Origin of the sequence: Halolactibacillus alkaliphilus (assembly GCF_900115465.1) — a bacterium.
GTDB classification, from domain to species: Bacteria; Bacillota; Bacilli; order Bacillales; family Amphibacillaceae; genus Halolactibacillus; species Halolactibacillus alkaliphilus.
The window spans coordinates 14,762-31,173 of the sequence record NZ_FOWN01000019.1 but is presented as its reverse complement, the minus strand read 5'-3'; the positions used below and the strand labels follow the sequence as shown (position 1 = coordinate 31,173).

Sequence of the window (16,412 nt, the reverse complement as noted above, 5' to 3'; positions counted from 1 at the left end):
ACCTGAGTCTTCTGTAACGTTAACTTTCTTTTTTAGTTAATAATTTTGGTGCACTCCATTTAATTAATATCGCCCCCATAGGTGCGGTGAGTAAAATAGATAATACAGCCACTGCTAAAATCTCCGGACCTTTACTTACGCCACTTGCCAGTGGCAGCGCACCAATCGCCGCTTGAACCGTTGCTTTCGGGAAGTAACTTAAGACACAAAAAATGCGCTCTTTCCTGTTTAAATTACTACCGAGTGTTGCAAGTAACACACCGAGTGAACGGAACACTAAGCCGATAAAGATTATCACAATTCCCATTATACCAGCATTTAGCGCAACAGTAATGTTGACTTCCGCCCCTACCAGACTAAATAAGAGTATCTGAGCAAAAAACCAGATATATAATAACTGATTGGCTAACACTGCACCCATCTTCGCACGCTGGTCGGTAATTAGAAAGCCAATCGCCATAATTCCTAACAAACTCGCAATTCCAACATGTTCGCCCACTGCATAAAAACCGATAATGCCTGTTAAAAGTAACAACAAACGTTCCACATTAGATTGGAATAAGTGTTTAAAATCAAACAATTTAATAAACACATAGCCTATAGCTAAACCGAAAATGACGCCAAATACGATACTTAAAGGAATAGTCAGAAGTGATGCAGTAAGTGATACGTCACCTGTAGTACCAAGTGTAAGAAAGAAACTAAAAATAGTGATGGCAAACACATCATCGATGGATGTCCCAGCTAAAAGTAATGTAGGAATTTGCTTGTCTTCTCCGTAACCATCACTTTTTAATTCAAGCATGCTCGGAACGACAACCGCTGGTGAAACAGCAGCAATGATAAAGCCTAACATCCCTGCTTCAGCGAAAGAAAAATCAAAGAAATAATAACTGACAAGTAAAATGCTAAAACCTTCAAATAACCCTGGTAAACTACTCATCTTAACAGCTAAACTTCCTACCGCCTTTATTTCATGGCGTTTAATGCCTAGTCCTGCCCGAATAAGGATTACAAATAAACTAAACGAACGAATATCACTTGATATATGTAATAAATCGACATGAAGCCAGTCAAGTACATATGGACCAAATAACATTCCGACAAACAACATTCCAAGTAGTGGGGGTAATTTCAGACCTTTCATCACCATCCCTAAAGTAAATCCAGCAATTAATAATAGTGCCACACTTTCTAACATGTTGTCTTCCTCCTCATTATTCACCTGAGCTTTGTATGACTTTAAGCATTATGTCAACGACAGACACTTTCTTATCAATATATTTTATAATCTTAAAACAGTTCATAAGCTTAATTGATCTATAAAGATAAAAATAGCCACTACAAAGAACAGGATTTTCCTGTTATTTGTAGAAGCTATTGGCCTTAAGCAGACAGTTTCTGATGTGACTCAGAGGCGAGCTTCACCGCCTATTATTCTTTAGTTTAGCACAACCCATCTCACTAGACAACGACTCATTTTAAGTATACAATCGCCACTTTTGAAACTTTCGTAAAGCATCAGACGTCCTATATAGTTAAAGGGCATTATACTCATAGGTAACTACTAATTTATACCAAAAGTCACCTTGTAAAGATTTTGAATATTATGTACAATAGTGACAGATTGGTGGAGGAAATGTGGGGGATATTGATGAATAAAAGTACACGTATCGTTTCATGGTTGTTAAGTGGACTCATTTTATTTTGGATTCTAGAATTTTATTTTGCTTCATTTTTTTCATATTGGCGGATACTCCCTTCCGTTTTGTTTGCTTGGCCTATTTTACTATTCAATATTTACTGCGCTCTTCATATACCAGATGCCTCGTCTCGATTTTATCGATGGTTCTCTCTTACTGTACCCGTATTACTTGCTATAATCTTGACTCTTCCAACAGCACAAGTATTACTCACAAAACAAGAAAAGCTATTAACAACAACGTCACCTAATGAAGCATACACAGTTAATGTCTACAAAAAAACAAATCCAACTGTTTTAGTTGCAGAGCGTAAAGGACCGTTGTGGTTTAAGCAACACCTACATGTCGAACCTCATTTTGATCATTTGGTTGTACAGTGGATTACAAATAATCAATTACAAATAAATCAGCACGTGATTGACCTAAGAAAAGCCGGCCACTTAAAGTGACCGGCTGTCTTTGTTTATAGCTTAAACCTACATCAATCTCCTTATTGATCTCCATTGTTTTGTTTTGGTCTAAGATAAAGGACGTAATATCTAAATAATTCGCGTAAAACCAAAACAAGGAATAAACCGAAAAAAACTTTATTCATCGTTGTAGAGAGGTCACCAATAATTAAAAAGGCAACAAGTCCCAGCAGATAGAAACTAATCATAGCCAGTTGGGCTATTTTCACATTTTGTTTTTTCATCACATATACACTCCCACACTTACATTTTGACAGTCGTTGGTTGTGCTGACAAGACCACATAGTCACTTTTCTGACTTTTTAATCTTTGTTTTAAGTTTTTGTGCCGCACTGCGCTTATAATGTCTGACCGCATTTGCACTGACACCTAACTCTTTCCCAATCTCAACGAGTGTCTTTCCCTTTAATACATATCCCGTAAACCATGCCCATTCATTCTCCGTTAACAGCTGTTTTATTTGAATAATAAGTGCTTTGTCTGGCAGCTGATCTTCGGTTTTATATTGTTCCGTTGTTTCAACATGTTGCTTATATTTCTCTTCTCGGTTTCTTTTTCTTTCATCCTTCCGAAACAAATCAATTAAACGAAACTGCATTTTATTGTAGACATACGTAGAAAATTTCATCTTCTCATTGTCATAGTCTAATGTTGCTTGCCATAGACAAATGGCCAATTCTTGATAAAACTCACCTTCTGGGTCTCTTACATGATATTTTTTTAGTAGGTGATAGATCATCGGTTCATAGTCATTGAGTAATCGGTTAAACTCATCCATCAATCGTTTCCTTAACGAGGGCCTCACTGTATTCCGCGGTAACTACAGAATAAATCACTCAATACAGTTTTGGCACCTTGCCAAAACTCCCTCGATGGCACCAAACCTTTTAGTTTAGCAGTGTTTTCTGTTCTTTGCTGTGTGAATGCTAACTAAATGATAGGTTTTGGTAGAATGTTAAAAGAAAAAACTCACAAACATTAATATATTGGTCCATGAGTTTTGTTGCTTATCCCGTGCTCAAAATAGCTTGTTAATCACTAAGGTACGAGTGGTATCGACTACTACCTACCACTCTTCATTTAGTATCTGTTGCTTCTTCACCTCATACTCTTCATCTGTTAAAATACCTTCTTGTTTCAACTTATGTAACTTACGTAATTTTTCATCAAAACTATTACTTGTATCGCTAGTTTGTTCAGTATCAATCTGATGAGACGTCGTCGTGACATCCACTCGGTGTGTCGGTACCCCTTTCTCAGTAAAGGCATTTATCCCATGCATGACTGTGATTCCAATCGCAACAAGCAGCCATATCACTCCGAAACCTCCCATAGTCTGCAAAAAACCTAATCCTATAAACACGAAAACAATCCCAACGACAAAACCAAACATTGACTGACCTTTCCCAGGTCTCACGTTATACCTTTGTTTCATCATGTCACCTCATTTATTCTATATATTTCCTCTTCACTTAAAGGATAGCATATTATATCATCATCAACAATGCGGTTAAGCGTTATCAAAAAAAAGGCTGATTAAATCGAACCCTCATGGCTCGTTCAATCAGCAAAACTCTCCCAGTTACACTTATTGGCAACTTCTTATATTATACAACAAAACAGACAAATCGGAAACAGTTTATTTAAAATAATCCTCAGCAGCAACTATCCAATAACTGCATAAGATGATCTAGTTACTTAAAAAAATTTCTTTAGCTTGAACAGCAATCAAGTAGTCAAAAATATGCACGTTCTCATAGCCTTTACGCTCAAGCTTCTTCAAGTGACTATCGATATCTTTATAAACATTCCTGCTTAAATCATCTTCTCCTGTCAACAAAAGGTACTCTAATAATAAACCATTTACTGCAAGTGAGCTAAATTCCACTGTTGGTTGTAATGTTTCCCTATTATACCTACCCTTTAATTCGCCTTGCGTCATATATTCATCAATAAGCCATTGATGAAATGCGTCTGGTTTACGTTGGAATAAAGCTAAATAAGCCTGTGCAACAAGTAGTTGATCCACAAGATGTACTTCTTCTTTCTTTTCGAACATACCTGTTGTAACGTCATAAATCTCACTAAAAAAAGGCTGGCCTTCTGCTGAGATAAATAATGAATGATACGCCTCTTTGTCATAGTTTAATTGTTGAACTATAGGTATGTTTTGATAACTTAAATGAACCGTTGAGGCTTTTATATCATATTCCCAATCATAAAAATCAACATATATACCTTGATGATTATGAAATGTTTCAATAGCCGACAAATAAACCCGTGCCGCATCTTCATATGTGTCGTTATCAAATCGATTAGCTGCTAATTGAAGTGCTTCAACGATTCTTAGCGTATCCACTAAAGCATCTACTGACGTACTTTCAGTACGCCACTTTATGAAATCACCTTCTAAGAAATGTTCTATCACGACTTGATATGCTTGACTAAATAAAGCTTCCTCACCTATAGACTGAAGATAATATAAATATTGCCCCATTGATTCCGATAACTCTTCTCCACCATCAGGATAAGCTCTTAACGTCCCTCTTTCTGTCTCGTAGTAAATCTGAACAACGTCGATTGGGTTCGGTTTTTGAGCATGTTGATACAAAAAGATGATACCCCCTAGAATAATTAAAGTAACTATCGCTAGCGCAACCCTTGGTCTATATTGCTTTTTCTTAATACTGATCATCCGGCTCATTGTAATCTGTCCTTCTTATAACGTTTCGTTTTATCCCATTTTGTTTGTTTTTTAAAGAGCCTACCTGATATATATTGAATCATACTCTTAAATAACATAATCAAAAATAACTGCGCATATGTGAAATACATAAGCACACCAACCCCAACGTTCTTAGGCGTTAAAGTGTCTTCTAAAACCATGGCACTCGCTATTTGCGCACTGTATACAACATAACTTAAAAACCAAAGGACAAGCAGTGGTGTATTAACAGAAGGCAACGGGTAACCAATCAACCCTAGAATAAACCAAATGTTACTAAAGGCTAGAAAAAAGATAAAGACAAGATACGTTAATATGTGTTGCAGTGAGTGGACAAAGGTACGCCCTTTCCAAAATTTAAACGTATACAGTGATTTTTCAAGCAAGTACAAGTTACCTGTTAGCCATCGTGTCCGTTGCTTGATCAGCGTTTTTAGTTGTTCAGGTTCTTGCTCCCATGTTCTTGCATGGTGAACAACTGGTAAAAGGTATCCCAAACTTGACACTCTCACCGTTAACTCCGCATCTTCTGCCAGTGCCTTTGGGTCATATCCACCTGCTTCTTCAATCACCTCTCTGCGTAAAAGCATATTTGTTCCTGCAAGCGCTCCTGCCTTAAATAGCTGATAGCGCCCACTTTGCATGAGCAGTTGAAATACTTGGAATTCTAACGCAATCATACGCGTGAGTATATTTTTTTCAGCATTAATCGTTTTAACATACCCTACTGCTCCAGCAGCTTTTTTAGTTTTTTCTGCAGCGTGAACAAGTCTTAAAACACTTTCAGGTTCTGGTTGATTATCACCGTCAAATACACAAAAGTAATCTGATTTCGTTGACTGCAAGCCATAGTTCAACACAGATGATTTTCCCTTGATCTCCATTTCAGGGACTAACAAATAATGAATATGACTAAACCGCCATTGAAACGCCTCTGCTATTTCCTTTGTATTATCTGACGACTGATCATCTAATATATACACATTCAATTCACCTGGATATTTCAATTGACTTAAAGCATCTAATGTATCATTTAAGACGAGCCCCTCGTTGTAGCAAGGAACTAAAACAGCGACAGATGGATAACTTTCAAGTGGTGTATCATCAAGCTTTTTTTGCCGTCTATAAACACCCGCAATTGTCAAAACAGAGTAGTACACTAACATACACCAAAAGAACGCCATAATGATGACTAAGACGTAAACCATCATGATGGATCACCTTCTCTAGGCGCTAGCAAATCAAAATCATAATTCGTCGCCTCATAGTACTTATACGTGACAGGTAATTTAATCTCATTTAAGTGATGACGTATCGTTTGAAAAAATCGCTCAGTCACCTTCTCTACACCGATTTCATTAGTATCTTGTAAGAAAACAATATAGTGTTGCTGATCCGTTTTCGTCACTAAATCATATTCTTGTCGAATGGTTTTAAGAATCGTTTCAGCAATGTATGCATGCAGTGCTTTTTCCGTTGTTTTCACCGTGGAAACAGAAAATTCTATTACCATATTTTTTGCTCCACGTCGATCTGTTGCTTTTGTTATAAGTTTAACACGTGACTTGAATTCATCATTACTGAGAATTTCCGTAGATCCTTGATACTTTTCAAGTTTATTTATCGTTTCTCTTTGGTGTTGAAGCACTATCTCCATTCGCTTTAAAACGGTTGCCATAACCCAAATAAGAAGGAGACTCGCAGATAGTAAAACATGTTCACCAATCAAGTCAAATTGATTACCAAGTGTTTGATCCGTAATAAAGAAAATACTAAATCCGACAATTAATATGGTTGTAAGAACGACTAAAAAGAGCTGTCGCCATGTTAAAAAAATACTAATAATAGAAATAATTATTATTAACCACATGTTGAGGGATAAAAACGTATCCGTACTGTAGTGAAACAAACCAACTGCGACAATAACGAATATGATAAACAATAGGGAAATAGATTTTTGGAAGTTTTTTATCATGATATCTCACCCTTTCAAGTCTTTTAACTTTACACATTGCTCTTCCCTTTCCCCATAATAGCGAAACTCCGTGAAGGGTAAATGGTGACTGCAGTCATAGGAATTCTCTATGAATTCCATAAATGCATACTTATTGTCAAAGGTATGTTATATTAAAAATAATCAACTTAAGAGAGGGGACGTTTCTATGCGACTCATATTAGGCTCATCTTCACCAAGACGCCAAGATATATTAAAACAAATAAACATTGATTTTACCGTTCGTAAACCTCATGTAGATGAAACACAAATAAAAACGACAAATCCTATTGAAAAAGTTTCTGCACTTAGTAAATTAAAAGCGGAAAACATACCTTTCGAATCAACCGATGACATTATTGTGACAGCGGATACGGTGGTCAGCTATAATAATATCATTTTCGAAAAGCCTAAATCTAGAGAAGAAGCTTTTACTATGATGCGGGCATTAAGTGGGCAAACACATGAGGTACATACAGGTGTTTTGATACGTTCAAAAGACAAACAAACATCGTTTGTTGAAACGACACAAGTTACTTTCTATCCGCTGACAGAAGAAGAAATCACTCGCTATATCGATACTGAAGAGCCCTATGATAAAGCTGGCGCTTATGGTATTCAAGGCCTTGCGGCCCCGTTCATCAAAAAAATTAATGGCGATTATTATAATGTGGTCGGCTTACCTATTGGGCGTTTAATGCAAGAATTAAAGAGCTTTTCACACAAAGGGCGTGACTTATCGTGAAGAAAAACATTCGTGTCGTCGCCGCTATTATAGAAAATGATCATAATGAAATATTTTGTGCCTTACGTTCTTCAACTATGAGCTTACCAAACTTATGGGAATTCCCTGGTGGGAAGATTGAAGCAGGAGAACGCGTTCATGAAGCGTTACGTCGAGAAATTTCTGAAGAATTTGACTGTCACATTCAGACCTCACAAGATATTTTTATGGAAACTAGCCACGATTATGATACATTCACCATTGAATTGATAGCAATTAAAGCAACCTTACTATCACAAACGGTAAAACTTACTGAACATGCCCAATATATTTGGCTGAAACGCGATAATTTACTCAGCTTAAACTGGGCACCGGCCGATCTTCCTATTGTTGAAAAACTGATACAGGAACAAAACCCATAATAATAATAATAATAAACGCCCTTATTCTAGCTACTGACATGCTCCCAATAAAGTGGACAGTAGAAATAAGGGCGTTTATTATATAGAACGTGAACCTCTCCGCATAAATCACAGAATATAGAAGAGCAATGCGTCGCTAATTTTTGTTCAATTTAACGAGTGTTTAATCTTTGACCCGCTTGATCTGTTAAATAATTATACAAGCCTTTCTCTACTGGTTTCTTAAGCCTTAACATCATTTTTACAACTGACACTGTTTTTTCCCCAGTAGCCATAATATCCTCTTTAAATGACTCTACTACCGGTTCCACGTCACCCATATAGTAAAAAGAGGTGCCTTCATCATTATGTTTTTTAATAAACAATGGTAACCGCATACCATGCGATTGATAATTTCTGATTGCTAAAACATCTGGTGACTGTAATGTTCTTTTCGACTTTGATACCCATTGAAATAATTGTGGTGTGATAAATTGATCTTCATACTTTGTTGTATCACTAATCGTTTCTTCTTTGTGATAGTTAATAAAAATAGCACAATTTGATTTATCTTGACTTATAATATAGCCCCCGACATTTTGGGCCAGCGGATTCTCATCCCAAAGTAACAACCTAAATACGTCTTGACGTGTATATTTTTGATATATGACAAAGCCTTCATGCGCTTCACCTGATTGACTTCTAACTTCATATAGATGAGTAGCATATGCCGCATGATCGGCCAAATACTGTTTAAAAGTATCTTCTTTAAGTAAGTCACTAAAACAAGCACTACGTTTATACGTTTTTGAGGCATCATGATAGTCAATAAAATCCACTTGTAAAAACTCTTGTGGTGATCGACGTTTCTTTTGATAATTCTCTTGGTAAAATAGTAAGTTGATACTTCTTAAAACCGATCGCCGCAACTCTTCATTAAAAGAAGCATAAACATCTTGATTCAAATGAACAAGCAAATCAGCCTCAGCAACCTCTTCATTTTCAATCAGAAGACGACACAATAACCCTTCGTGTCCACGAATACCATTCAGAACATGTTGCCCCAAATATACTAAACTTTTATCGGCCTTCTCTGAGAGGGATGGAAGGCCTTTTTCTAGTTTTGAAACATAGCGATAATAAGATTTACTGTAAGCGACATAGCTCATAGGATCTCGCGAACCATGTTCAACAAAATCCATCATCGACGGGATCTTTCCCACCTTATATTTTAAATGCAAGAAATCTTGATCTAAATCTTTTTTCAAAAGCATGTTTTTTTGATCAATAGCATTAAAAATACGTTCCTCAGCTATTTTTTCAAAGTTAATCGTGGATTCACCAGGAATAGCTCTGCTACGTTCAACTAACTGCCTTCGTAATTGATCCTTATTGTAGCTTTGATCACCATACAGAGCGACAGGAATGAGGTAATTATTTTCATGATTGCCGATAAAATCGATGACGGTTAGAAATTCCTTTGATTCGTGCTTCCTCAATCCTCGGCCAAGCTGTTGTACGAAGATAATACTTGATTCTGTTTGTCTAAGCATAACGACTTGGTTAATTTTCGGTATATCAATTCCCTCATTAAAAATATCCACTGTTAAAATATAATCTAACTGACCATTCTCTAATTGCTTTACGCACTTTTCTCGCTCTGATTGGGGATCATCACCCGTTAAACTCACTGTTTTTAATCCAGAAATGTTTAAAGCTTTCGATAAGGTCATCGCTTCCAATTTCGTTGCACAAAAAATTAAGCCATGGGGCCTTTCTCCAGAAAAGCTATAGTAATCTAATTTCTCGCGAATATGTCTTACTCGCTCATGAATTGATAAATCTTTAAAGGTCATATCTTCTCTTACTTGACCATTTACTTCATAGTCAGACACACCAAAATAATGAAACGGCACGAGTAAGTCTTCAGCTAAAGCCTCTTTCAATCGTATTTCATAGGCTATGTTGTAATGAAATAATTTAAATAAATCATAGCCATCAGTCCTCTCGGGGGTTGCTGTCATCCCTAGCATAAATAATGGATCAAAATGATCTATGATCTTTTGGTAACTCGTTGCACCTGCCCGATGAGTTTCATCTATTAATAAATAATCAAAACTATCTTTATTGAATCCTTGTAGCGTCTGTGGTCTGGAGACAGATTGGACAGTAGCAAACAAATACTTTGCTTCTAGGTCCTTTGATGTCCCTGATAAGATCCCATAATCACGATCGTTACCTCCAATAACTCTTCTGAAATCTGTCATCGCTTTTTTTAGAATTTGTTCACGGTGAACAATAAACAACAAGCGCTTTGGTCGCACACGTCTTACATCAAATGCAGCTAAGAATGTTTTACCTGTACCAGTAGCGGATACAACAAGCGCCCTTTTTTCACCTTTATTACGAACGTCCGCAATGCCTAATAATGCATGTTGCTGCATCTTATTTGGTTTAACCTCCAACGCTTCTGACCATTTATTTTGATAGCTTGCAGGAAAATCAGCGACTGATTGTATTGAATACCGTTGATGCTTCTGACGATATGCAACAATCCACTCTTCACTAAGAGGCATACTTTCATGCCACATATCGTCAAACTGACTAGTAAAATGTCCAATTATTGCTCCGTGTTGATGGGAGGTTAATTTGATGTTCCATTCATAATTCACCTTTAATGCCGTAGCTGTAAGGTTAGAACTCCCCACAATTAATGAGTGATAATCCCCATGGTCAAAGATATACCCTTTAGAATGAAAACCTTCTCTTTCGGCAATCCTCACCTCTAAATTAGTAAGCTTTAAAAGTTCTTGAAACATTTTAGGTTGATTGAAATAATTATATGTCGACGTAATTAATCTACCCTTAACACCTTTTCTATGTAAATCTAACAGATGTGCTTATAACGTCTGAATACCTGATTCTGTTATAAAAGCAACGGCTATCATGAAACGCTTGGCTTCTCTTAGCTCTTCTATAAGCGTTGTTAAAACATCTTGCTTTTTCTCACTATTATTTATTAAAAGTTGTGGTTCAAAGGCACCTGAGTATGGGACTGATCGATCAATAAACCCTTTTTTAATGCCTTGTTCTAGCTCATTCATCCATGCTTCCATTTTTGCCCCTCCTCTTACTTTTTCTCTTACTCTCTAGTTTACCAAAGATTGCCGCTTAGCTGTGGCTTTTTATCCTAAATCCAAGAAGATATTCTTCCCATTATAATTTTTTAAACACTCGAAAAACTTAAGCTTTTGATAAAGACTATGTATGTAAAAAAACTGTCACGCCTATTGTAGCGTAACAGTTTTTTTAATCACTGTAAATATCTTCCGCATCATGAAAACCATCTTTAATCACTGTCTCCTCAATATTGTCCTTCGTGACCGTGACAGGTGTTAAGTAAATGGTCGGTACATCCTTTTTTCCGTTATTAATGACATGGTTTGTCTCGATTGGTTCGCCTCTAGCTAATTTAATTGCCATTTCAGCAGCCTTTTCTGTTAATTCATTAATTGATTTATAAACTGTCATCAGCTGTTCTTCAGTAAAAAGACGCTTAATTCCTTGTAATTCAGCATCTTGACCAACAATAGGGATCTGTTTTTTTATCCCTGCTTCAGTTAGCGCCTCAATAGCACCTCCTGCGGTGGCATCATTAGCGGCAATGATCGCATCGATCTTATGATCGTTTGCTTTTAACGCAGCTAACATATTCTTTTTTGCTTCTTTGGGCCGCCATGCATCCGTCCACTCATCATAAACGACTTGAATTTTACCTGCATCAATGTGTGGTTTTAATACTTCATATACACCTTCGCGCATCAAATGGGCATTGTTATCGGTATTAGCACCACCAATATATACATATTGTCCCGATGGGACAGCTTCTAGCATAGCCTTTGCCTGAAGTCGTCCCACCTCTTTATTATCGAATGAAATATAGAGATCAATGTTGGCATTCTTAACGAGACGATCATATGAAATAACCGGTATCCCAGCGGCTTGTGCCCGGCCCACTATCGTCGCAGCTGCTTCAGCATTATGCGGGACAAGTACTAACACATCGACACCATCAGTAATCATCCGCTCTGCTTGAGCTATTTGTAGCGCATCATTCCCATTAGCTGCCCGAACAATAATATCAGCTCCTTGACCTCTTACAGCTTCAGAAAACATGTCACGGTCCTTATGCCATCTCTCCTCTATTAATGTATCCATTGATAATCCCACGGTTATGTTTTCGTTTAACACCGCTTCATGATTGTCATCTACATCTGGTTCCTCTAAAGGGGGCGTTTCAACGGCACACCCTAGAAGTGTAAATAGACAACTTAGCATTAACAATCGCCGCACATCTTCACCTACTTTCTCTTCCTTTATCTAGTATGATTTATGAATAAGCTGTTGACGGTAAGTTTTTGGTGTCTCACCCGTTACCTTTTTAAACACTTTACTAAAGTAGTTAGCGTCTTGATAGCCAACATCTCCGGCAATCGATTTAATGGATACTGTGTCGTCTTCTAACAATTGTTTAGCTCGATCGATCCGACATTTCGTCAAAAAGTCAATATAGTTCATCCCTAATCGCTCTTTAAATACTTTACTCACATAAATAGGGCTAAGGCCAGCCTCATCACTCAAATGTTCCAGTGATAGATCATCCTGTATATGCGTTTGGATATGATGTTTCATTTTAGTAAACCAATCGTCAGCTAGCTGGGCGTGATAGATGATATAATCTTCTTTTAATTGATTAAAATACTGCTTTATTTCTTCACTAAGGACCGCATAATCGCGCGCTTTAAAATGATATTTTTGCCAATTAACATTGATATGCATTTCATCTAGTGTTTGGCCCATCATATAAAGCAATTGAATAATCCGTTGTTTAAATTCAATCACATGTAAGCCTTCGGATTGAAAACAAAGCGAAATATCAAGGATACACCGGGTCATGTCATCCCATTTACCCATCCGCAAATCTTCAAAAAAACGTTCTGTAATGTAACTATCTAACTTTTTATCACACACATTTTCTGATTTTGGCAAATCGTCATAATACATGACCTGGTAGGGCCTCTTCGTTTCCATTGCAGCGACCACCGCTTGCTGGTAGCCAGCGCTTAAGCGATCGAGTGAGGCAATTTCATCACTCACACCCATCTGAACAGGTTGATTTAAACGCTCAAATGCTTGTTTTATTGCGCGAGCAAGATAAACAACTTGTTGGCGATACGATTGAGAGTCTCTTAAAATGATGAATGGCAACTGTTTATGATAGAGCGGACCTACTAATACCGCTTCAAACTGTTCAATCCCTTTGATCATCTCACTATAAGACGCTAAAGGCTTATCTTTAAACATAAGTAAAAGCACACCATACCCTGTCCCCCCCTCCTTACTGACATAATCCATAAGCAAGGGGGCTTCAACGTCATGCACATGGTCTAAAAGGAGTTGTGTGACAAGATCACGTTCCATCACTTTCTTAGATTGGGCAAGAGTCGCAGTGACTTGGTCGGATTTCTTTTTTTCTTCTTGATCAGCTTGAACCTCTTCCATCACTTTTTCTAGTGTCGTAAGAATTTCTGTAATTTTACTCGGTTTTAATAAATAATCTTTTACCCCCATTTTAAGTGCTTCTTTCGCATAATCAAACGTATCATAGGCGGTCACCATAATAAATTTGATGTTGGGTTGTCTATCTTGAATCAGTTGAATCGCCTCAAGCCCATTAATCTCTGGCATTTTTATGTCCATTAAAACAATATCTGGTCGGTCTTTCATTGCTTTATCTACCGCTTCTTGACCGTTTTCAGCTAGGGTTAGCTCAACTTTTTTAAAAGCTTTCGTTATTATTTGTCTCATACTCTCACGCTCGACACGTTCATCATCTACAATCATGATCTTCATCCTGCTTATCCCCCTCTGTCTCTGGCAATAATAAACTCACCTTTGTTCCGCGGCCTTTATATGCATCAATATAAACTAAGTTATCTTGATTAAAAAACAACGTCATTCTTTTTATGACGTTAGTAAAACCTATCCCTGTTGAATGACCTTCTTTAGGAAGAAGACTCCCACTTAAAAGTGCCTCAATCGTCTCATCTGCCATACCAGGTCCATCATCACTTATTTCAACGCGCGTATAATTGCCTTGCTTAAAGATACGCAAAGTAATGTTGCCACCTTTTTGGTAAGGCTCTACTGCATGAATCACCGCATTTTCAATAATAGGTTGTAACGTGAGCGCTGGTAATTCTTTTACTAATAACGTTTCATCGATTTCTTCATGATAGACTAACCGTTCACTAAACCGTGTTTGTTGGATATGCACATATTGCCTAATCACGCGTAGCTCATCATGTAACGTCACCGCTCGGTCAAGTTGTTTTAAGTTATATCTAAGCAGGTCTGCGATCGACACGAGTAAATCACTCGTTTCATAAGCGTCTTCTAAATAGGCTTTTTTAGAAACCGTATTAAGCGTATTAAAAAGAAAGTGTGGATTAATTTGACTTTGTAAACTTCTTAACTGCGTTTGTTGTAGTAATAACTTACTCTCACTTAATTCTTTTTCTACTTTGGCCTTTTGATTAATTTCATGAATTAACTGTTTAATATTTTCTCGCATACGGTTAAATGTTTTGCCTAAGAAGGCGAGTTCATCTTTAGAATCAATCACAATTTCACGATCTAAATCACCTAATGATAAACCATTGGCTGCTCTTGTTAGTTGATGTATGGGATAAGTTATTTGTCTTTGGAATAAATATGTGACAAGGATAAGGATTAAAACTAAAAAGATTAACAACCAAAAACCAAAGGCATTAATTGACCGTGATTGCTCAATCATTCCTCGATAAAAACTATCGTATGTTTTTAGCTCTTGGTCTAATAATTGCAATGTTTGATCTGAAATATAGGTTTGTATACGTATCGCGTCATGTAATTCTCTTTGCGCTTGTTCGACATCTTGTTGTTCATAGAGTCTAATGGCACGATCAGTTGATTCAACTAGACTATCAAGTAAATACAAGTAATTGGTAAGTTGATTTTGATTGGTATTGTTTTCTAATGTCGCTAATTGCGTCTCAAGCTGTTGAATCGCTTCCCACTCGTGTTCTAGTTGGGGTAATTTTTCTGTGTCCTCATTTACGGTTTCTGTCAGTAAAGCACTCAGTGTTGTCATTAGCTGATCACTCTTTGTATTTGCCTCATTTAATATTAAATAGCGTTCGAGTATATCATTGTAATTGGCTTGGGTTTGTCTGTTAAAGTAGGTAAGTGATAACCAAATGATGAATAACGTGGCAATAACCACAACCATAAATAGCGCTACTTTATGTTTAATTTTGTGCATGCGACTCACCCCTTTCCACTGAAAAAGGTGTTAAATAACCGGCAAACTCTAAATAATCGCGTTCATTATTAATCCATTCACTTAAGACTTCGACACTTAAGGCGCCCATTTTTTCAGGTGATTGTTTAATCAGTGCATCAATCTCACCGTTAGCAAGCAGTTCATTTAAATCACGTTGTTCATCAAACGTATAAATACCTAACGGCTCAATTTGTCGGCGCCGTTTAATTTCATTCATCACGACCGGTGATAGTGTCGCATCAAGCATTACTACAGCATCAAAAGACGGGTATTTGTTTAAGGCCGTCTGTGTATGTAAAACCGCTTCATCAATTGATGGTGGAAGAGGAACTTTTATAATCTCTAAAGCTGTTGCCGCAAAGACTTCTTCAACCCCACGTAAACGCTCCTGTTGATAATAAGGCATGGTCTCATCATAGTACACCACAATCGTTTCACTGCGTTTATAATCTTCAGTCACCACATGAGCCAGTGTTTGTCCCATTTTATAATGATTTGATCCGACATACGTTCTGCGCAAACTCTCTTCAATTGGAACATCTTCTGCAATGGTCACGACAGGAATACTATAAAAAGCAGCTTTTACTTTTGTCAACTCTTTAAATACTTCTGTATCTTTACCTTGAACGATAATGCCATCAACCTTTGCATAAATCGACCGTTCTAAATCATTAAATAATGCCTCTTCATTTTGATTTTGATAGCCTAAAACTTCTAAAGTGACGTCTCGCTCATTTGCCTCTGTCATTGCGCCTTTAATGACGGCATCAAAAAAAGGCGTCCCCATTTGGTCAGTAATCAATACGAGTCGCTGCTTTGTTTTATATGTGTCCTCATTACGAGGTAAATCAATATCATAAAACATAACATCAACAAATGCCCGTAACGTTAATAAAGCTGTAATAGAAATCGCACCAATAAATAAAGCGGTTACAATTTTGCGCATATCATAAAACTCCTCTTGATGACATAATGACTCACGACGTTACAATTTCCCCTTGTATTTTAACAC

At 37.1% G+C, this 16,412-nt stretch carries 16 protein-coding genes and 1 riboswitch; of the genes, 3 read left to right on the top strand and 13 right to left on the bottom strand.

Annotated features, from left to right (window positions below; translation table 11 throughout):
• Window positions 1-19: 19 nt before the first annotated feature.
• On the bottom strand, window positions 20-1,201 hold the full coding sequence (locus BM163_RS08730) for a cation:proton antiporter (RefSeq protein ID WP_089802234.1): 1,182 nt from the start codon (window positions 1,199-1,201) through the stop codon (window positions 20-22).
• A gap of 163 nt (window positions 1,202-1,364) precedes the next feature.
• Window positions 1,365-1,441: riboswitch (Fluoride riboswitch) on the bottom strand.
• A gap of 213 nt (window positions 1,442-1,654) precedes the next feature.
• Between BM163_RS08730 and BM163_RS08725 the strand changes: the two genes are divergently transcribed.
• Complete coding sequence (locus tag BM163_RS08725; protein ID WP_089802232.1) at window positions 1,655-2,152, top strand: hypothetical protein; 498 nt, start codon at window positions 1,655-1,657, stop codon at window positions 2,150-2,152.
• A 41-nt stretch (window positions 2,153-2,193) separates the two neighbouring features.
• Here BM163_RS08725 and BM163_RS08720 read toward each other — a convergent pair whose 3' ends face one another.
• From BM163_RS08720 to BM163_RS08695, 6 genes are all read right to left on the bottom strand, one after another.
• On the bottom strand, window positions 2,194-2,397 hold the full coding sequence (locus tag BM163_RS08720; RefSeq protein ID WP_089802229.1) for a hypothetical protein: 204 nt from the start codon (window positions 2,395-2,397) through the stop codon (window positions 2,194-2,196).
• Window positions 2,398-2,459: 62 nt separating this feature from the next.
• Complete coding sequence (locus BM163_RS08715) at window positions 2,460-2,951, bottom strand: sigma-70 family RNA polymerase sigma factor (RefSeq protein ID WP_229675539.1); 492 nt, start codon at window positions 2,949-2,951, stop codon at window positions 2,460-2,462.
• Between the two features lie 288 nt (window positions 2,952-3,239).
• Window positions 3,240-3,608, bottom strand: coding sequence for an SHOCT domain-containing protein (locus tag BM163_RS08710; protein ID WP_170243699.1), 369 nt, complete (start codon window positions 3,606-3,608; stop codon window positions 3,240-3,242).
• A 255-nt stretch (window positions 3,609-3,863) separates the two neighbouring features.
• Window positions 3,864-4,784 carry a hypothetical protein gene (locus BM163_RS08705; RefSeq protein ID WP_143088206.1) on the bottom strand — a complete coding sequence of 307 codons (921 nt, stop codon included), beginning with the start codon at window positions 4,782-4,784 and terminating at the stop codon, window positions 3,864-3,866.
• 89 nt (window positions 4,785-4,873) lie between these two features.
• Window positions 4,874-6,109, bottom strand: coding sequence for a glycosyltransferase family 2 protein (locus tag BM163_RS08700; RefSeq protein WP_307725328.1), 1,236 nt, complete (start codon window positions 6,107-6,109; stop codon window positions 4,874-4,876).
• Window positions 6,106-6,873, bottom strand: a complete 768-nt coding sequence (locus BM163_RS08695) for a hypothetical protein (protein ID WP_089802222.1) — start codon at window positions 6,871-6,873, stop codon at window positions 6,106-6,108. The genes BM163_RS08700 and BM163_RS08695 overlap by 4 nt, the downstream gene beginning before the upstream one ends.
• A gap of 187 nt (window positions 6,874-7,060) precedes the next feature.
• On the opposite strand from BM163_RS08695, the gene BM163_RS08690 reads away from it, so the two are divergent.
• The gene (locus BM163_RS08690) at window positions 7,061-7,636 is read left to right on the top strand and encodes a Maf family protein (protein ID WP_089802221.1); all 576 of its coding nucleotides are present in this window, start codon (window positions 7,061-7,063) and stop codon (window positions 7,634-7,636) included.
• Complete coding sequence (locus BM163_RS08685; protein ID WP_089802220.1) at window positions 7,633-8,037, top strand: (deoxy)nucleoside triphosphate pyrophosphohydrolase; 405 nt, start codon at window positions 7,633-7,635, stop codon at window positions 8,035-8,037. The genes BM163_RS08690 and BM163_RS08685 overlap by 4 nt, the downstream gene beginning before the upstream one ends.
• A 152-nt stretch (window positions 8,038-8,189) precedes the next feature.
• On the opposite strand, the gene BM163_RS08680 is transcribed toward BM163_RS08685, so the two are convergent.
• The 6 genes from BM163_RS08680 to BM163_RS08655 all read right to left on the bottom strand — a co-directional run bounded on the left by BM163_RS08680 (window position 8,190) and on the right by BM163_RS08655 (window position 16,346).
• Complete coding sequence (locus tag BM163_RS08680) at window positions 8,190-10,910, bottom strand: DEAD/DEAH box helicase (RefSeq protein WP_258390169.1); 2,721 nt, start codon at window positions 10,908-10,910, stop codon at window positions 8,190-8,192.
• 6 nt (window positions 10,911-10,916) lie between these two features.
• Complete coding sequence (locus BM163_RS08675) at window positions 10,917-11,132, bottom strand: hypothetical protein (RefSeq protein ID WP_089802216.1); 216 nt, start codon at window positions 11,130-11,132, stop codon at window positions 10,917-10,919.
• A 193-nt stretch (window positions 11,133-11,325) separates the two neighbouring features.
• Window positions 11,326-12,354 (bottom strand): sugar ABC transporter substrate-binding protein, encoded by a 1,029-nt coding sequence (locus BM163_RS08670; protein ID WP_089802214.1) that lies wholly within the window; start codon window positions 12,352-12,354, stop codon window positions 11,326-11,328.
• Between the two features lie 42 nt (window positions 12,355-12,396).
• On the bottom strand, window positions 12,397-13,929 hold the full coding sequence (locus BM163_RS08665; protein WP_089802212.1) for a response regulator: 1,533 nt from the start codon (window positions 13,927-13,929) through the stop codon (window positions 12,397-12,399).
• Window positions 13,907-15,379 carry a sensor histidine kinase gene (locus tag BM163_RS08660; protein ID WP_089802210.1) on the bottom strand — a complete coding sequence of 491 codons (1,473 nt, stop codon included), beginning with the start codon at window positions 15,377-15,379 and terminating at the stop codon, window positions 13,907-13,909. The genes BM163_RS08665 and BM163_RS08660 overlap by 23 nt, the downstream gene beginning before the upstream one ends.
• A complete protein-coding gene (locus tag BM163_RS08655) occupies window positions 15,366-16,346 on the bottom strand; it encodes a substrate-binding domain-containing protein (protein ID WP_089802208.1) in 981 nt (326 codons plus the stop codon). The genes BM163_RS08660 and BM163_RS08655 overlap by 14 nt, the downstream gene beginning before the upstream one ends.
• Between the last annotated feature and the right edge of the window lie 66 nt (window positions 16,347-16,412).